This is a genomic window from Pseudomonas sp. NFPP25, assembly GCF_900116505.1.
Taxonomy (GTDB): domain Bacteria; phylum Pseudomonadota; class Gammaproteobacteria; order Pseudomonadales; family Pseudomonadaceae; genus Aquipseudomonas; species Aquipseudomonas protegens.
The window spans coordinates 562,395-579,291 of sequence record NZ_FPBG01000002.1 but is presented as its reverse complement, the minus strand read 5'-3'; the positions used below and the strand labels follow the sequence as shown (position 1 = coordinate 579,291).

Below are 16,897 nucleotides of genomic sequence, written 5' to 3'. Positions count from 1 at the left end.
CTCATGGGCACCAGTAAATCTCTAACGGGGTTTGCAGGAAGGCGCGAATCGGCATTTCGGCGACAGCGTCACCAGCCAGTGCGGCGCTCAGGGTGGTCAGCTTGGACTGACCGGAAATCGACAACAGGCTGTTGCGGGCCGAAGCCAGCAATGCCCGGCTCATGCTCAGGCGCTGATGGGGCACGCTGGGCGCCAGCATCGGCCAGCAGCGACGAGTGCCATCGGCCTTGAGCGCTTCAGCCAGGTTCGGGCTGTTGGGGAACAGCGACGCGGTGTGGCCGTCATCCCCCATGCCCAGCACCAGCACATCGATGCCTGGCAGTTCGGCCAGCAGACTGTCCGCTTGCAGGGCAGCCTCTTCAAGATTGGCCGCCGCACTGTAGAGGCCGAGGAAGCGAGCCTTGGCCACCGGCCCCTGGAGCAGGTAGCGCTTGAGCAGGCCCGCATTGCTGTCGGCATGCTCCACAGGCACCCAGCGCTCGTCCGCCAGGGTGATCAGCACCTTGGACCAATCCAGCTCCTGCTTCACCAGGGCCTGGAAAAACGCCACCGGGCTACGGCCACCGGACACCACCAGGGTGGCGTTGCCGCGCACGGCAATGGCCTCGCGCAGCAGCTCGGCGACCTTCAGCGCCTGGCCTTCAGCCAGCAGCGTGGGGCTGCGGAATTCGTGGGCGCGCACGCCCGCCGGCAGTTGCAAATCAGATATCGCCATACCAAGACCTCCCATCCCGCGTGATCAGTGCAATGGAGCTCATCGGCCCCCAGGACCCGGCCGCGTACGGCTTGGGCGCATCGCCGGATTTCTTCCACCCGGCAATCAACTGGTCACACCACTTCCACGCGGCTTCGATTTCATCTTTGCGCACAAACAGGTTCTGATTGCCACGCATCACTTCCAGCAACAACCGCTCGTAGGCATCGGGGATCCGTGCACTGCGATAGGTATCGGAAAAATTCAGCTGCAACGGACCGCTGCGCAGTTGCATGCCCTTGTCCAGGCCCTGCTCCTTGGTCATCACCCGCAACGAGATACCTTCGTCCGGCTGCAGGCGGATGATCAGCTTGTTGCTGATCTGCAGGCGCTGCTCGGGGGCGAAGATGTAGTGCGAGGGTTCCTTGAAGTGGATGACGATCTGCGACAGCTTCTGTGGCATGCGCTTGCCGGTGCGCAGGTAGAACGGCACACCGGCCCAGCGCCAGTTGCGGATATCGGCGCGCAGGGCGACGAAGGTCTCGGTGTCGCTCTGGGTGTTGGAGTTTTCTTCCTCCAGGTAGCCCGGCACCGACTGGCCTTCGCTGTGGCCGGCGATGTACTGGCCGCGCACCACCTGGGTGGTCAGGCCTTCCGGGCTGATGGGCGCCAGGGCCTTGAGCACCTTGACCTTCTCGTCGCGGATGCTGTCGGCCGAAAGGTCGGCCGGCGGGTCCATGGCGATCAGGCAGAGCAGTTGCAACAAGTGGTTCTGGATCATGTCCCGCAGCTGGCCGGCCTTGTCGAAATAGCCCCAGCGACCTTCGATGCCGACCTTCTCGGCCACGGTGATTTCCACATGGGAGATGTAGTTCTGGTTCCACTGGGTTTCGAACAGGCTGTTGGCGAAACGCAGGGCAATCAGGTTCTGCACCGTCTCCTTGCCCAGGTAGTGGTCGATCCGGTAGATGCGGGTTTCCGGGAAGAACTGCGCCACCGCGTCGTTGACCTTGCGTGATGAATCCAGGTCCGAGCCGATGGGTTTTTCCAGGACCACACGGGTGTGCTGGTTGAGCCCGACCCGGGAGAGGTTTTCGCAGATCGCGCCATACACCGCCGCCGGCGTGGCGAAGTAGGCAATCAGGCGCTGCTCGCTGCCGACACGTTCGGCCAGGGCGACGTAGTCCTCGGCCTTGAGGAAGTCCACATGCAGGTAGCTCAGGCGGGCGAGAAAACGCTGCAGGACCTGGCTATCGATATCCTTGTCGCCGACATACTTGTGCAGCTCGGTTTCGATATTCGCCAGGTGTTCCTGCTCGCTGCCAGGCTCGCGGGCCAGGGCCAGGATGCGCGTGTCGTCATGCAGCAAACCGGCGGCATCGAGTTGGTACAGGGCAGGAAACAGCTTACGCAGCGCCAGATCGCCCAGCGCGCCAAACAAGGCAAAGGTGCAGGGTTCAACCGTTATCGAAGGCATGATGTTTGTTCTTTTATCAAGTTAAGCTACAAATACCTTTTTTCAAGGCATCACTCAAGGAAAAATGTAGTAATAAACACAACATTTTTACAAAATACAGATTCCAGGTGGTGGTCGATCCGGGCCATCAGTAGGATAGGCCACCTCTCAACTTCGCATTGCAGGCGCGCCAGCGACCCGGTGCGCAGCGCAATCGCAGCAAGCTCAAAAGGCCTGCACCGACAATCCGTCGGCGCGCCTTGCTCGATTGACCGCTTCCCGGCCCTGCCCGCAGCGCCTGTCTAGCCGATCTAGGAAACCTTAATGGACCGAGTGCGAAACCTTCTGGAGCAGATCCAGAACCGTCTTGAAGAACTGAACAAGGCGGAACGTAAAGTCGCGGAAGTCATCCTGCTCAACCCGCAGCAGGCGACTCGCTTCAGCATCGCCGCCCTGGCCCAGGCTGCCTCGGTCAGCGAACCGACGGTCAATCGCTTCTGCCGCTCCTTTGGCGTCAGCGGCTACCCGGAACTCAAGCTGCAACTGGCCCAGAGCCTGGCCAGCGGTGCGGCCTATGTCAGCCGTGCCGTGGAGGCCGACGACAACCCAGAGGCCTACACGCAAAAGATTTTCGGCAGCGCCATCGCCTCCCTGGACAGCGCCTGCCAGGCCCTGGACCCAAACCTGATCAGCAAGGCCGTGGACTTGTTGATCCAGGCCCGGCAGATCCACTTCTTCGGTCTCGGCGCCTCGGCCCCGGTGGCCCTGGACGCCCAGCACAAGTTCTTCCGCTTCAACCTCGCCGTCACCGCCCACGCCGATGTGCTGATGCAACGGATGATCGCGTCGGTGGCTCATACCGGCGAATTGTTCGTGATCATTTCCTACACCGGCCGCACCCGCGAACTGGTGGAAGTGGCGCGTATCGCACGGGAAAACGGCGCCTCGGTGCTGGGGCTGACCGCAGAAAACTCGCCACTGGCCAAGGCCAGCACCTTGAGCCTGAACATCCCGCTACCGGAAGACACCGACATCTACATGCCGATGACCTCACGGATCATCCAGCTCACCGTGCTCGACGTGCTGGCCACCGGCATGACCCTGCGCCGCGGCGTGGATTTCCAGCCACACCTGCGCAAGATCAAGGAAAGCCTCAACGCCAGCCGCTACCCGGTGGGCGACGAGTTCAACTGAAGCCGGGCCGGTTCGCCGGCTAGCCGGCTCCCTACCCCGCAGCGCGCGCCTGCAAGCTCAGGTGCGCTTGCTCCCCGGGCGCCAGGCGCAGGCTGTCGGTGCCGCCCACAGCCGCTTCGACACAGACGAACCGCGACACCTCATTCCAGCTCACCCCCAGCAGCGGCCGGGTGCCGGGGTGCCAGACCACGGTGTCGGCATGGTCACCGGTATCGATGCACAACTCGCGCTGCCAGGCGTGATCCTTGAGCTGCAACTCACCCTCGTGCTGGAACACCCGCTGGCAACCGCCCTCGACCCGCAACTCGCCCTGCTGCTGGCAGACCTGACGGTTCAACTGGTCATAACCCTGGGCGCCATCGAGCCCGGACAGCGCTATCTCGCCGACATCACCAATACGCCAGTAGGCGTGCAGAGCCTGGCTCAACTGGCAGGGTTCGGTGTCCTGGTGCTCGGTGCTCAGGCGCAGGTCCATGCTCTGGCCCAGGCGCGCATGCAGGTCGACCTTCCAGTCGCACAACTGCAATTGCCAGTGCAGGCGCACGCCCTCTTCATCACTGCTGCTGTCCAGCAGCTTCCAGTCCAGCAGCCGCGCCCAGCCATGGGAAGGCCAGGCATTTTCGCTGGGATGGCGCCCATACCAGGGCCAGCACACCGGCACTCCGCCACGGATCGCCCCCACCTGCGGCCACTTCGCCGCACACCACAGCCAGGGCTTTTGTCCGGCCGGCTGGAAGTGCAGCAACTGGGCACCCTGACGACTGAACACGGCCTGGCACAACGGGTGATCGATCACCAGCACGTCACGCAGTTGATAGCGCTCCCAGGCAAACACCGGGCGCTCGCGCAAGGATCTGAAAAAGCGTTGTAGCGGATGCTCATGCATGGGCCGCAGTCCTGAAAATCAATGCTGTCTCGCTACTCATGAGGGGGGCGCGCCGGCCCGACAAAAAAAAGCGGACGGCCCAGGCCATCCGCAAAATGCGCACAGAGAGAAGGAGCTTATCGCAACGGCCTTAGAACACCGACTGAATTTTCAGGCCGGCCACCAGCGCGTTGTCGACTTCATCCACACCACCCGGGTGGGTGATGTATTGCAGGTTGGGGCGCACGGTCAGCCAGTTGGTGACGTGGAAGCCATAGTTGATCTCGTAGTTGTATTCGGTGTCGCGCAGCGGCATGTACAGCGGGTTGTCGTAGTTGCTGATGCCGTTGTCCTCGTTGATCAGCTGGGCGTTCTTGCGCACATCGTCGTTGACGTGGATCCGAGCAAAACCGATGCCGACATCATCTTTGGGACGCGCATCGAACGGCCCCTTGTACACGAACATCAGCGACTGGTAGTTGTCGACGACGTTGGTGTCCTTGTCGTGGAAGGTGGCGTTGGCGGCGATGTTCAGGCCCCGGGAAGCATCACCGTTGTGGGTGGTGAGTTGCTGCTGCCCGACGAACCAGTAGCCGTGCTTGCTGTTGTGCACGCGATAGGCATCACCCGTGTTCGCGGCATCCTGACCATTGACGTCCTTGCGCACATCATTGGCATCGGCCGTGCTCTTGTAGTAACCGACGCGGTACTCGCCCGGCAGGCTGTTGAGCTTGGGCGACCAGACCAGTTCCACCGGCAACACGGTGCCCTTGGTGCCGCTGCCGCTGAGCTTGAAGCCGTTGCCGTGCTCCAGTTGCGACGGGTTCTGGTTGTAGGCGCCGATTTGCGCATACAGCTCGGGGGTGATGTTGTACTTGATGCGCAGCGCCGCCTGGCTGACCGGCCAGTTGTACCAGATGCCGGTGGCCCAGTTGCCCACCTGGGAGCCGCAGAACGCCAGGTTCTGGAAGTCGCAGGGGAAGGTGTTGAAGTCTTCGCCTTCGCCGAAGTAGCCGGCCTTGACGTCCAGCTTGCCGTCGAGGAACTGGTGCTGAACCCACAACTGGGTCAAGCGGACCATGTGCCCCCGGCCATAGACCTCCTGGGAGGAGCTCAAGGTGCCGGCACGCGGGTCGCCGATGCGGTCGTTGGAGATGTTCTGGCCGTTACGGTTGGTCAGCTGGATCTTGGCCTGGGTGTTGTCCCAGCCCAAAAGCTTCTGCAGGTCGAACGCCACGCCCAGGCCGAACTGGTCGCTGTAGCGCCCGGTCTTGTCGTCGTTGTAACCGCCATGCAGGTTGGCGCCCATTTCACCGACGTAGTCGGCCTTGATGTCGATCCCCTGCTCGATCAGCTTGGTGCGCTCGCCGCCCCAGTCGCCGGTCATCCATTTCGAATCGGCGCTGAACGCCTCATCGGCCATGGCATTGCCGGACAGGACCAGGGCCGCCACCGCCGACAACTGGCAGAGCAATCGGGTGTTGCTGTGTTGCTTTTTCATCCCTACATCCTCGTCTTTATTGTTATTAACGATTTATCCAACGCGGTTTACAGCAGTGGCGACGGATGACAGGCCATCCGTCACGGATTCAGCGACCCTTGAACTGCGCCACATTGCCGCCCCGGGCCTCTGTCACCGGTGCCCCGGCGGCGCCCAGGCGTTCACCGCTCTGGGCGTCGAACAACAGCACCCGGGCCGGATCGAACTGCAGTGTCAGGGTTTCCCCGGCCTCGGGGGCCTGGTCCGGTGCCAGGCGGCAGCAGACCTTGGTGCCATTGAGCGTGACGAACACCAGGGTGTCGGGGCCGGTGGGCTCGATCACCTGGACCTCGGCACGAATGGTCGGCAGGCCGTTGGCCTCGCCCGCGGCCAGGGCGATCTGTTCCGGGCGAATGCCGAGGATCACCTCACGGTCTTCCAGCCCGGCGTCCTGGGGCCCCAGGGGCAGCTCGCAGCGAGCCTGGCCACTGTCCAGCAGGGCCAGCAGGCGGCCGTCCTTGCGCTGCAGGCGCAGGGGGATGAAGTTCATCGGTGGCGAACCGATGAAGCTGGCCACGAACAGGTTGGCCGGGTCGTTGTAGATCTGCTTCGGGGTGCCGAACTGCTGGATGATCCCGTCCTTCATCACCGCCACCTTGTCACCCAGGGTCATGGCTTCGATCTGGTCGTGGGTGACATAGACCGTGGTGGTTTTCAGACGCTGGTGCATCAGCTTCATTTCTGTGCGCATCTCCACCCGCAGCTTGGCGTCGAGGTTGGACAGCGGCTCGTCGAACAGGTAGATCTTCGGCCGCCGCGCCAGCGCCCGGCCCATGGCCACCCGTTGCTGCTGGCCACCGGAGAGCTGGCCCGGCTTGCGGGTGAGCAAGTGCTCGATCTGCAGCAGCTTGGCCACCCGTGCCACCTCCGCGTCGATCTCGGCGGCGGGCATCTTGCGGATCTTCAGGCCGAAGGCGATGTTGTCGCGCACGCTCATGGTCGGGTACAGCGCGTAGGACTGGAACACCATGGCGATGTCACGATCCTTGGGGCTCATGCCGCTGATGTCGGCGTCGTCCACCAGGATCGCCCCGCCACTGATGTTCTCAAGGCCCGCGATGCAGTTCATCAGGGTGGATTTGCCGCAGCCGGATGGGCCGACGAGGATCAGGAATTCACCGTCATCGATCTTCAGCTCGATGTTCTTCAGGGTGTCCGGCAGGCCGGCACCGTAGGTCTTGTTGACGTTGCGTAATTCGAGAGTTGCCATGCCTTACCCCTTGACCGCGCCGGACGTCAGCCCGCGCAGGAAATACTTGCCGGCGAAGATGTAGACCAGCAGTGTCGGCAGCCCGGCGATCATCGCCGCTGCCATATCAACGTTGTATTCCTTGGCCCCGGTGCTGGTGTTGACCAGGTTGTTCAGGGCCACGGTGATCGGTTGCGCGTCGCCACTGGCGAACACCACGCCGAAGAGGAAATCGTTCCAGATCTGGGTGAACTGCCAGATCAGGCAGACCATGATGATCGGCACCGACATCGGCAGCAGGATCTTGCCGAAGATGGTGAAGAACCCGGCACCGTCCAGGCGCGCAGCCTTGACCAGCGCATCCGGCACGCTCACGTAGTAGTTGCGAAAGAACAAAGTGGTGAAGGCCAGCCCATAGACCACGTGCACCAGCACCAGGCCGGTGGTGGTGTTGGCCAGGCCGAACTTGCCCAGGGTGAACGAAGCCGGCAGCAGCACCGTCTGGAACGGCAGGAAGCAGCCGAACAGCAGCAGGCCGAAGAACAGCTGGGAGCCGCGAAAGCGCCACATCGACAGCACGTAGCCGTTCATTGCACCGATGAAGGTGGAGATCAGCACCGCCGGCACGGTGATCTTCACCGAGTTCCAGAAGTAGCCACCGACAGTGTCCCAGGCCTTGATCCAGCCGATGCCGTCCACCACCTGTGGCCAGCTCAAAAGGTTGCCGGTGCGGATATCCTCCGGGGTCTTGAAGCTGGTGAGCAGCATCACCACCAGCGGTATCAGGTACACCGCCGCCGCCAGCAGCAGGGTGGCGTAGATGGCGATCCGGCTGAAGTTCAGGGTCGGTTTGCCAAGGGAGTCAGTCATGGCGTTTGCCCCGCAGTTCGGAATACAGGTACGGCACAAGGATGGTCAGCACGGCGCCCAGCATCAGCATGGCGCTGGCCGAACCTATGCCCATCTGGCCGCGGCTGAAGGTGAAGGAATACATGAACATCGCCGGCAGGTCGGAGGAATAGCCCGGCCCGCCCGCGGTCATCGCCGCCACCAGGTCGAAGCTCTTGATGGCTATGTGGGCGAGGATCATGAAAGCACTGAAGAACACCGGCCGCAGGCTCGGCAGGACAATCTTCAGGTAGATGGTCGGCAGGCTCGCGCCGTCCACCTGGGCGGCGCGGATGATCGACTGGTCGACACCCCGCAGGCCGGCGAGGAACATCGCCATGACAAAGCCCGAGGCCTGCCACACCGCGGCGATCACCAGGCAGTACACCACCCGGTCCTGATCCACCAGCCAGTCCAGGCGAAAGCCTTCCCAGCCCCAGTCGCGAAGCATCTTGTCCAGGCCCAGGCCGGGGTTGAGCAACCACTTCCAGGCGGTACCGGTGACGATCATCGACAGCGCCATGGGGTACAGGTATACGGTGCGGATAAAGCCTTCCTTGCGGATGCGCTGGTCCAGCAGCACCGCGAGGAACACTCCCAGCACCAGGCTGATGGCGATGAACATGCCGCCGAAGACCGCGAGGTTCTTGCTCGCCACCCACCAGCGGTCGTTGTCCATCAAGCGCAGGTATTGCTGCAGGCCGACCCACTTGTAGCTCGGCATGAAGCTGGAATTGGTAAAGGACAGAATGAACGTCCAGATGATGTAGCCGTAGAAACCCACCAGCACGATCACCATGCTCGGTGCCAGCACCAGCTTGGGTAGCCAGCGCTGCAATGCATCTAACGGTGAGGCTTTGCTGAAAACCGCCACAGAGCTCATCGGAATAACCCAGTCAGGAGTGAATCCGGGCTGCACACCGTCGCTGCATGGGCCGGGGCACAGGCAGGGCGGCGACAGTCACGGGTGAGCCGCCGGCGTACCGGCGGCGGGGTTCAAGGATTACTGCGCGGCCTTGACCGCCGAAGCCAGCTGCGCACTGGCCTTGGCCGGGTCCGCATCCTTGTCGTTCATGAAGTTGGTCACCACGTCGAAGATCGCGCCCTGCACCGCCAGGGAAGTGGCCATGTTGTGCGCCATGCTCGGCTGCAGGCCGCCGGTCTTCTCGTCTGCCAGGAAGTCCTTGGCCGACGCCTGGGCGCAGGAGTCGAAGCCCTCGGCGCTCATGTCGTTGAGCATGTCGGTACGCACCGGGATCGAACCCTTGTTGATGCTGAAGACTTTCTGGAAGTCCTTGCCCAGGGCGACCTTGGCCAGGTCCTGCTGGGCAGCGATATCGCCCTTGCGGTCGGCCTTGAGCTTGAACACCGCCAGGGAGTCGATGTTGTAGGTGAAGGCCTTGTCGGTACCCGGGAACGGTACGCACTGGTAGTCCTTGCCGGCGACCTTCTTGGCCGCGGTCCACTCGCTCTTGGCCCAGTCGCCCATCATCTGCATGCCGGCCTTGCCGCCGATCACGTCGGCTGCGGCAATGTTCCAGTCACGCCCGGCACGGTTGGGGTCCATGTAGCCGGTGATCTTCTTCAGCTCGGTGAAGGCCTTGGCCATTTCCGGGCCGGAGAGGGTTTTCTGGTCCAGGTCCACCAGGGCTTTCTTGTAGCCCTCCGGGCCCATGACCGAGAGCACCACGTCTTCGAACACGGTGCTGTCCTGCCACGGCTGGCCACCGTGGGCCAGGGCGATGAAGCCGGCGGCCTTGAGCTTGTCGCCGGCGGCATAGAATTCTTCGAGGGTGGTCGGGGCCTTGTCGATCCCGGCTTTCTTGAACACGGCAGGGTTGATCCACAGCCAGTTGACCCGGTGGATGTTCACCGGCACCGCCACGTAGTCACCTTCGTACTTGACGGTATTGGCCACCTTGGGCGACAGCAGGCCGTCCCAGTTCTCGGCCTTGGCCACGTCCTTGAGGGTATCGGTGCTGAGCAGGCCGGTGCTGCCCCATTCCTGGATGTCCGGGCCCTTGATCTGCGCCACACCCGGCGGGTTGCCGGCCACGGCGCGGCTTTTGAGCACGGTCATGGCAGTGGAACCGCCACCGCCGGCCACGGCGCCGTCCTTCCAGGTGAAACCGTCTTTTTCCACTTGGGCCTTGAGCACATCGACGGCGGCTTTTTCACCACCCGAAGTCCACCAGTGGACGACTTCCACGGAACCTTTGGAGTCGGCGGCGAGGGCACTCAGGGGAAACAGAGAGGCAAGGGAAATGACAGTGGCGAGGCGAGAAATCGCATTCATTTGAAGTACCTTTCTTGTTGTTATGCATGCAAGTCTGGTGCTTGCGCTGCAAACGAGTCTAAACAGCCTAGTCGATCATTCGAGTAACGAAGCGATGGGGAAATGTCACCACATGGTTACACAAGGCCCGGAACAGACACCTGGGCCAATGCCGAAGCCATGCTCGGGGCCAACGGCAGGCGCGGGATCAGCACCGCCTGCCAGGCGTGATAGAGGTCCGGCTTGCCGCCCCAGATCCGGGCTGACGGCTGGTTGTCCGGGCCCAGTTCGTGGTGCCAGCTACCGTGCCTGCGGTCGATGAAATGGGCCTCGCAGAATTCCCAGAAACAGCGGTACCAGGCCTCGTACTGGGCCTGGCCGGTGCGTTTGAGCAAGGCGCTGGCGGCGGCGCTGGCCTCGGCGTGGGTCCAGTGCAGGCGCTCGCGCACCACTGGCTGGTGGTCCCAGTCCAGGGTGTAGACCATGCCCGGGGCGCCATCGACGCTCCAGCCATGGCGGCAGTTGCTTTCGAACAGCTTCTGCGCGTCCTGCACCAGCCAGCCGGGGGTCAGCATGCCAGCCTTCACCCGCGAAGCCTCCAGGTGCAGCAACAGCCGCGCCCATTCGAAGCCGTGTCCCGGGGTGGTGCCAAAGGGCCGGAAACCGTCGGCGGGAAAGGCCCGGTTGTAGTCACGAAGTGGTTGCCAGGCGAGGTCGAAATGCTCGATCACCATGAAGTCGTTGGCCGCCGCCTGAGTGTGGATCACCCGCTCGACGATCCGCAGGGCGCGGGTCAGCCAGCGTGAGTCCTGGGTGACATCGGCCAGGGCCAGGAACGCCTCGGTGGCGTGCATGTTGCTGTTGGCACCGCGATAGGCTTCCGGCTGACTCCAGTCGCAGTTGAAAGACTCGCGCAGCGCGCCCTCCTCCTCGCTCCAGAAATGCCGGTCGATGATGGCGATGGCCTCCTCCAGCAAACGCTCGGCGCCGGGACGTTGGGCCACCACCGCGGAGCTGGCCGCCAGAGCGACAAAGGCATGCAGGTAGGCGGCCTTGGTGCTGTTGCCGTCGGCCTGCCCGGCCACGGCGAACCAGCCGCCGTGCTCGGCATCACGCAAGGGCCCGCCGAGGGCGGCGATGCCGTGGTCCACCAGAGCGGCATAACCCGGCAGGCCCTGGATATGGGCCATGGCGAAGCTGTGGGTCATGCGCGCGGTGTTCATGGTTTCGGCCTGGGCGCCGCTGGGCAGGCGGCCCTGTTCATCGAGGTTGCCAAAGCCCGCAGGAAGCCGTGAGGCCTTGGCAAAATCCAGCAGGCGCAGGCCTTCGGCGGCGAGCCAGGCCTGATGTGCAGGGGCATTCAGCCAACTGCTGAATGGCAGGGAGAGAGCGTCCATGGGTGACCTGTTGTTGTTTTTATCGAAGGCTTGAGTCTAATCAAGCCGCCTGCGACCGCAGGTAACAAAGGACCAGCGCAATGTCACCAAACCGTGACATTGCACTCCCCCATAGGAGCCGGCTTGCCGGCGAAGAGGCCCTTGAGCCCTGTGGTGCCCTTGAGGACGCCTTCGCTGGCAAGCCAGCTCCGACACAAGCCAGCGCTTACAACGGCCGGCAGGTCAGTCGAAGGTCCGGGGCAGGTAAAGGGTTACGCGCAGGCCGCCTTCGCGCAGGTTCTGCAGGCTGACTTCGCCGCCATGGCTGTGGGCGATGTTGCGGGCAATCCCCAGGCCCAGGCCGTAGCCCTGCTGCTGGCCAGCAAGACGGAAGTGCGGCTCGAAGACTTGCTCCAGGCGCTGCTCCGGTACGCCGGGGCCTTCGTCGTCGACATGCAGGACAAAGCCGCTGTCGTCGTCTTCGATGTGCAGGTGAGCGTTCTGTCCGTACTTCAGGGCATTGTCGATCAGGTTGCCCATGCAGCGCTTGAGCGCCAGGGGCTTGCCCGGGTAGCTGGCCAGGGCCCGGCCCTGTTGGGTCACGCGGCCATTGCCGTTGGGTGCCAGATAAGGCTCTACCAGGCAGTCGAGTACCTGATTGAGGTCCACCGGCTCGATGTTCTCGTGGATGTCGGTGTCCTTGACGCACTGCAGCGCGCCCTTGACCAGCAACTCCAGTTCATCCAGGTCGCGCCCGAACTTGGCCTGCAGTTGCTCGTCCTCCAGCAATTCCACCCGCAGGCGCAAGCGGGTGATGGGGGTGCGCAGGTCATGGGAGATGGCGCTGAACAGCTGGCTGCGCTCGGTCAGGTAGCGGCTGATGCGCTCGCGCATGCTGTTGAAGGCCCGGCCCACCTCCACCACTTCACTGCCGCCGCCCTCCGCTACCGGCTCGACGTCGGCCCCCAGGGACATGTCCCGCGCCGCCCGGGCCAGGCGCTTGAGGGGCCGGCTCTGCCAATGCACCAACAGGCCGATGAACAACAGCAGAAAACCGCTGGTGAGCAGGATGAACCACACCTGCTGCGCCGGCAGGCCCTGTTCTTCCAGGCTGGTATAGGGCTCGGGCAACAGCGAGGCGATGTACAGCCACTCTCCCGGCGCCATCTGGATCTGGGTCACCAGCACCGGCGGGTTCACCGGTTCCAGGGTCAGGGCGTAATGGGCCCAGGAGCGCGGCAATTCGTCGAGCTTGAGGCCGCCATTGAAGATCCGCAGGTCATCGGGGCTGACGAAGGTCACGGAGATATCCGCGTCATTGCCCAGGGACTGGCGCAACACCTGCTCCACGGCTTGCAACACCGCTTCTTTGCGCGGGGTGGCGGGCAGCACCTGCATGCCCAGGGGCTTGTCGTTCAGGGTCACGACAAACCGCGTACCGCCCATGCTGCGCAACTGGTCCAGCACCAGGGGCCGGTACGCCACCGGCAACGAACGCAGGTAACTGACGCTGGCGGTCATCGAGTGGGCCAGGCTGCGGGCGCTGGTCACCAGCCCTTCGAGCTGGGTGGCGCGCAGCTGGGAAACCCAGATCACGCTGGACAGCGCCTGGGCGAACAGCACCGCCAGCAGGGTCAAAAGCAGCATCCGCCCCAGCAGGGAACGGGGCACCGGCAGGCGCCGCAGCACTTTGCGCAATGCCTCAGTGGCCATTGCCGGCAACCACATTGGCTGCCAATTGATAGCCACTGCCGCGCACGGTACGAATCAGCCGCGGCGGCTTTTCGGTGTCACGCAGACGCTGGCGCAGGCGGCTCACCGCCATGTCGACGATGCGATCCAGGGGCATCAGGTCACGCCCGCGGGTGGCATTGCCGATGGTGTCGCGATCGAGGATTTCCTGGGGATGGTCGAGAAACAGCTTGAGCAGAGCGAAGTCGGCGCCGGAGAGAATCACCTCCTCGCCATCGTTGTGGAACAGCCGGTGGCTGATCACATCCAGGCGCCATTCGTCGAAGCACAGCACCTCGCCGACAACCCGCTCCTGGGTGAACTGCACGCGCCGCAGCAGGGCCTTGATCCGCGCCTGCAGCTCCCGGGGGCTGAAAGGCTTGCCCAGGTAGTCGTCGGCGCCCAGCTCCAGGCCGATGACCCGGTCGGCCTCGTCGGAGCTGGCGGTCAGCATGATGATCGGCACCTGGCTGCGCTTGGGATGCTGGCGGATCCAGCGGCACAGGCTGAAGCCGTCTTCGTCCGGCAGCATCACATCGAGGATCACCAGGTCGCTGGGCGCCTCGTTGAGGGCCAGGCGAAAGCCGGCCCCGTCGGCGGTGCTGCGCACCTGGAAGCCGCAGCGGCTGAGATAGGTTTCCAGCAGCTCGCGAATTTCCTGATCGTCGTCAACCAACAAAATCGACTTACTGACTGAACTCACCGGGGCCGTCCTTATTGTTAGGCAGGGTGCGCGATTATGCCTGATGCCGGGTCGCCTGCCAGGGCGGCGTCAGCCCTGGGCCTGCTCCAGGGCCACGCCGGCACCGGTGAGCCCGGAATAGGGCGCGGTCACCAGCCACACCGGGATGCCCTTGAAGTAATCGCTCATGCAACCCTTGTCGGCAAAGCTCTTGGCGAAGCCGCTGTGGATGAAGAAATCGGCAAAGCGCGGAATCACCCCACCGACGATGTACACCCCGCCACGCCCCCCGGTGGTCAGCACGTTGTTGCCCGCCACCCGGCCCAGCCAGCAGCTGAACTGCTCCAGCACTTCCCGGGCGATCGGGTCGCCGGCCAGGCCGGCCGCGGTGATGGCCTCCGGAGTCTCGAGCCGCGGCTCATGGCCGTCCACCGCGCAGATCGCCCGATACACCCGGGGCAGGCCGCCACCGCTGAGGGCGGTCTCGGCGCTGACATGGCCGATCTCGTCGTGAATGTGCTGCCAGAGCTGGGTTTCCCGCGCACTGCTCAAGGGCAGGTCGACATGCCCGCCCTCTCCCGGCAAGGCCATGTAACGACCGTCGCCGAAGTTCAGCAGGGTGCCCACCCCGAGGCCCGTGCCCGGGCCGATCACCACGGCCGGGCGCAAGGGCTCCGCAACGCCTTCGCAGACCACGCGAAATTCATCCGGCTGCAGGCGGGTCATGCCCAGGGCCATGGCCGAGAAGTCGTTGACCAACAGCAGTTGGTCCACCTGCAACGCCTGGCAGAAAGCCTGGCGGCTCAGGCGCCAGTGGTTGTTGGTGAAGCGAAACTCATCGCCGCTGACCGGGCCGGCCACCGACAGGCACACCGAACCTATGGCACCCAGGGCCAGCCCCTGGTCCCGCAGGTAGGCCTTGATGGCGTCTTCCGGGCAGCTGTAGTCCGCAGTGGCGTGGACTTCGATCGCCTCCAGTTGTTGGTCTTTCCACAACGCGAAGCGCGCGTTGGTGCCACCGATATCACCGACCAGGGCCAGTTTCACTTGAGCGTCTCCAGGGCAGAGGTAAAGGCGCTGGCGCCCTGCTCTGCCGAGCTGAAGGCCATGCGCATGAAGGCGAAGAGTTCGCGGCCGGTGCCAACGTTGTTGCCCAGCAGGCCCTTGGCCGGCTCCCGGGCGGCGAATTCTGCGGCGTCTACCTTAAGCTCCAGGGTGCCCTTGACGCCATCCACGCGGATGATATCGCCGTCCAGCACCCGGGCCAGCGCGCCACCCACCTGGGCTTCGGGGCTGACATGGATCGCTGCCGGAATCTTGCCCGAAGCGCCGGACATGCGCCCGTCGGTGACCAGCGCCACCTTGAAGCCGCGGTCCTGCAGCACCCCGAGGAAGGGGGTCATCTTGTGCAGCTCGGGCATGCCGTTCGAGCGCGGGCCCTGGAAGCGCATCACCGCGACGAAGTCCTTCTCCAGCAGGCCGGCCTTGAAGGCATCGGCCAGGTCCTGCTGGTCCTGGAACACCACGGCCGGGGCCTCGACGATCTGGTGCTCCGGGGCCACGGCGGAAACCTTCATCACGCCGCGACCGAGGTTGCCTTCCATGACCCGCAAGCCGCCCTCCGCAGAGAACGCCCGGGCCACCGGGCGCAGGATGTTTTCGTCCAGGCTTTCAATCGGGCCGTCGCGCCACACCAGCTTGCCGTTGTCCAGGAAGGGTTCCTGGGTATAGCGGCTCAGGCCGCGGCCGGCCACGGTATTGACGTCTTCGTGGAGCAGGCCGGCTTCCAGCAGCTCGCGGATCAGGAAAGACATGCCGCCCGCCGCCTGGAAGTGGTTGATATCGGCCTTGCCGTTTGGATAGACGTGGGACAGGGTCGGCACCACCTCGGAGAGGTCGGCCATGTCCTGCCAGGTCAGCTGGATGCCCGCCGCCTGGGCGATGGCCGGCATGTGCAGGGTGTGGTTGGTGGAGCCGCCCGTGGCGTGCAGGGCAACGATGGAGTTGACCAGCACGCGCTCGTCGACGATCTCGCCAATCGGCATGAAGGCCCCGCTCTGCTTGGTCAGGCGCGTGACCTGCTGCGCCGCCTCATGGGTCAGGGCGTCGCGCAGCGGCGTATTGGGGTTGACGAAAGAGGCGCCCGGCAGGTGCAGGCCCATCACTTCCATCAGCAACTGGTTGGTGTTGGCGGTGCCGTAGAAAGTGCAGGTGCCGGGGCTGTGGTAGGACTTCATTTCCGACTCCAGCAGTTCCTCGCGGCTGGCCTTGCCTTCGGCGTAACGCTGGCGCACGTCGGCTTTCTGCTTGTTGGAAATGCCCGAGACCATGGGCCCGCCCGGAACGAAGATGGTCGGCAGGTGACCGAAGCGCAGAGCGCCCATCATCAACCCCGGGACAATCTTGTCGCAGATCCCCAGCATCAGCGCGGCATCGAACATGTTGTGAGAGAGGGCCACCGCCGTAGACAGGGCGATCACTTCACGGCTCGGCAGGCTCAGTTCCATACCGGCCTCGCCCTGGGTCACGCCATCGCACATGGCCGGGGTGCCGCCGGCGAACTGGCCCACCGAGCCGATCTCGCGCAGGGCGCGCTTGATCTGCTCGGGGAACACCTCGTAAGGCTGGTGCGCCGACAACATGTCGTTATATGACGAAACAATTGCCACGTTGGCCGCATTCATCATCCGCAGGTTGTGCTTGTCGTCGGTGCCGCAACCGGCCACGCCGTGGGCGAAGTTCGCACATTGCAGCTTGCCCCGCTGCGGGCCGTCGCTGGCGGCATCGCGGATCAGCGCGAGATAGGCCTGGCGAGTGGCGCGACTACGGGCGATAAGCCGTTCGGTGACCTCAAGAACGCGGGGATGCATGTGTAGAACTCCAGGCTAACGGATGTGGCGACCTGTTTGTCTATGCTGATCAGACGCGCCACCGCTCAGGGACAGCAGAGGATGTTTCTGACCATTTGGACCAGTTGATTCAGGTCACTCGTTGTAGATAAGACAAA

General features: G+C 63.9%; 14 protein-coding genes. 1 reads left to right on the top strand and 13 read right to left on the bottom strand.

The features are described from left to right. Position 1: 1 nt before the first annotated feature. Positions 2 to 715 (bottom strand): 6-phosphogluconolactonase, encoded by a 714-nt coding sequence (gene pgl / locus BM382_RS09630; protein ID WP_015636737.1) that lies wholly within the window; start codon positions 713 to 715, stop codon positions 2 to 4. After that, positions 702 to 2,171 carry a glucose-6-phosphate dehydrogenase gene (gene zwf / locus BM382_RS09625; protein WP_015636738.1) on the bottom strand — a complete coding sequence of 490 codons (1,470 nt, stop codon included), beginning with the start codon at positions 2,169 to 2,171 and terminating at the stop codon, positions 702 to 704. The genes pgl and zwf overlap by 14 nt, the downstream gene beginning before the upstream one ends. Before the next feature lie 312 nt (positions 2,172 to 2,483). On the opposite strand from zwf, the gene BM382_RS09620 reads away from it, so the two are divergent. Continuing rightward, complete coding sequence (locus BM382_RS09620) at positions 2,484 to 3,344, top strand: MurR/RpiR family transcriptional regulator (RefSeq protein WP_169892262.1); 861 nt, start codon at positions 2,484 to 2,486, stop codon at positions 3,342 to 3,344. A 31-nt stretch (positions 3,345 to 3,375) separates the two neighbouring features. On the opposite strand, the gene BM382_RS09615 is transcribed toward BM382_RS09620, so the two are convergent. The 11 genes from BM382_RS09615 to edd form a co-directional block, all read right to left on the bottom strand. After that, entirely contained in the window at positions 3,376 to 4,230 is an 855-nt protein-coding gene (locus BM382_RS09615; RefSeq protein ID WP_072442712.1) for a D-hexose-6-phosphate mutarotase, read from the bottom strand. 130 nt (positions 4,231 to 4,360) lie between these two features. Further along, positions 4,361 to 5,710 carry a carbohydrate porin gene (locus BM382_RS09610; RefSeq protein WP_011062867.1) on the bottom strand — a complete coding sequence of 450 codons (1,350 nt, stop codon included), beginning with the start codon at positions 5,708 to 5,710 and terminating at the stop codon, positions 4,361 to 4,363. Positions 5,711 to 5,798: 88 nt separating this feature from the next. After that, positions 5,799 to 6,959 carry an ABC transporter ATP-binding protein gene (locus BM382_RS09605; RefSeq protein WP_015636741.1) on the bottom strand — a complete coding sequence of 387 codons (1,161 nt, stop codon included), beginning with the start codon at positions 6,957 to 6,959 and terminating at the stop codon, positions 5,799 to 5,801. Between the two features lie 3 nt (positions 6,960 to 6,962). Next, positions 6,963 to 7,808: a carbohydrate ABC transporter permease gene (locus BM382_RS09600; RefSeq protein ID WP_011062869.1), complete on the bottom strand. Its 846-nt coding sequence runs from the start codon at positions 7,806 to 7,808 to the stop codon at positions 6,963 to 6,965. After that, the gene (locus BM382_RS09595) at positions 7,801 to 8,709 is read right to left on the bottom strand and encodes a carbohydrate ABC transporter permease (RefSeq protein ID WP_011062870.1); all 909 of its coding nucleotides are present in this window, start codon (positions 8,707 to 8,709) and stop codon (positions 7,801 to 7,803) included. The genes BM382_RS09600 and BM382_RS09595 overlap by 8 nt, the downstream gene beginning before the upstream one ends. Before the next feature lie 120 nt (positions 8,710 to 8,829). Beyond that, entirely contained in the window at positions 8,830 to 10,122 is a 1,293-nt protein-coding gene (locus tag BM382_RS09590; protein WP_011062871.1) for an ABC transporter substrate-binding protein, read from the bottom strand. Between the two features lie 116 nt (positions 10,123 to 10,238). Next, a complete protein-coding gene (locus BM382_RS09585) occupies positions 10,239 to 11,498 on the bottom strand; it encodes a D-mannose isomerase (RefSeq protein WP_015636742.1) in 1,260 nt (419 codons plus the stop codon). A gap of 222 nt (positions 11,499 to 11,720) precedes the next feature. Continuing rightward, a complete protein-coding gene (locus tag BM382_RS09580) occupies positions 11,721 to 13,190 on the bottom strand; it encodes an ATP-binding protein (protein ID WP_019094564.1) in 1,470 nt (489 codons plus the stop codon). Beyond that, the gene (locus BM382_RS09575) at positions 13,180 to 13,911 is read right to left on the bottom strand and encodes a response regulator (RefSeq protein ID WP_015636744.1); all 732 of its coding nucleotides are present in this window, start codon (positions 13,909 to 13,911) and stop codon (positions 13,180 to 13,182) included. The genes BM382_RS09580 and BM382_RS09575 overlap by 11 nt, the downstream gene beginning before the upstream one ends. A gap of 69 nt (positions 13,912 to 13,980) precedes the next feature. Beyond that, positions 13,981 to 14,937: a glucokinase gene (locus BM382_RS09570; RefSeq protein ID WP_011062875.1), complete on the bottom strand. Its 957-nt coding sequence runs from the start codon at positions 14,935 to 14,937 to the stop codon at positions 13,981 to 13,983. Continuing rightward, positions 14,934 to 16,760 (bottom strand): phosphogluconate dehydratase, encoded by a 1,827-nt coding sequence (gene edd / locus BM382_RS09565; protein ID WP_011062876.1) that lies wholly within the window; start codon positions 16,758 to 16,760, stop codon positions 14,934 to 14,936. The genes BM382_RS09570 and edd overlap by 4 nt, the downstream gene beginning before the upstream one ends. Positions 16,761 to 16,897 lie beyond the last annotated feature (137 nt).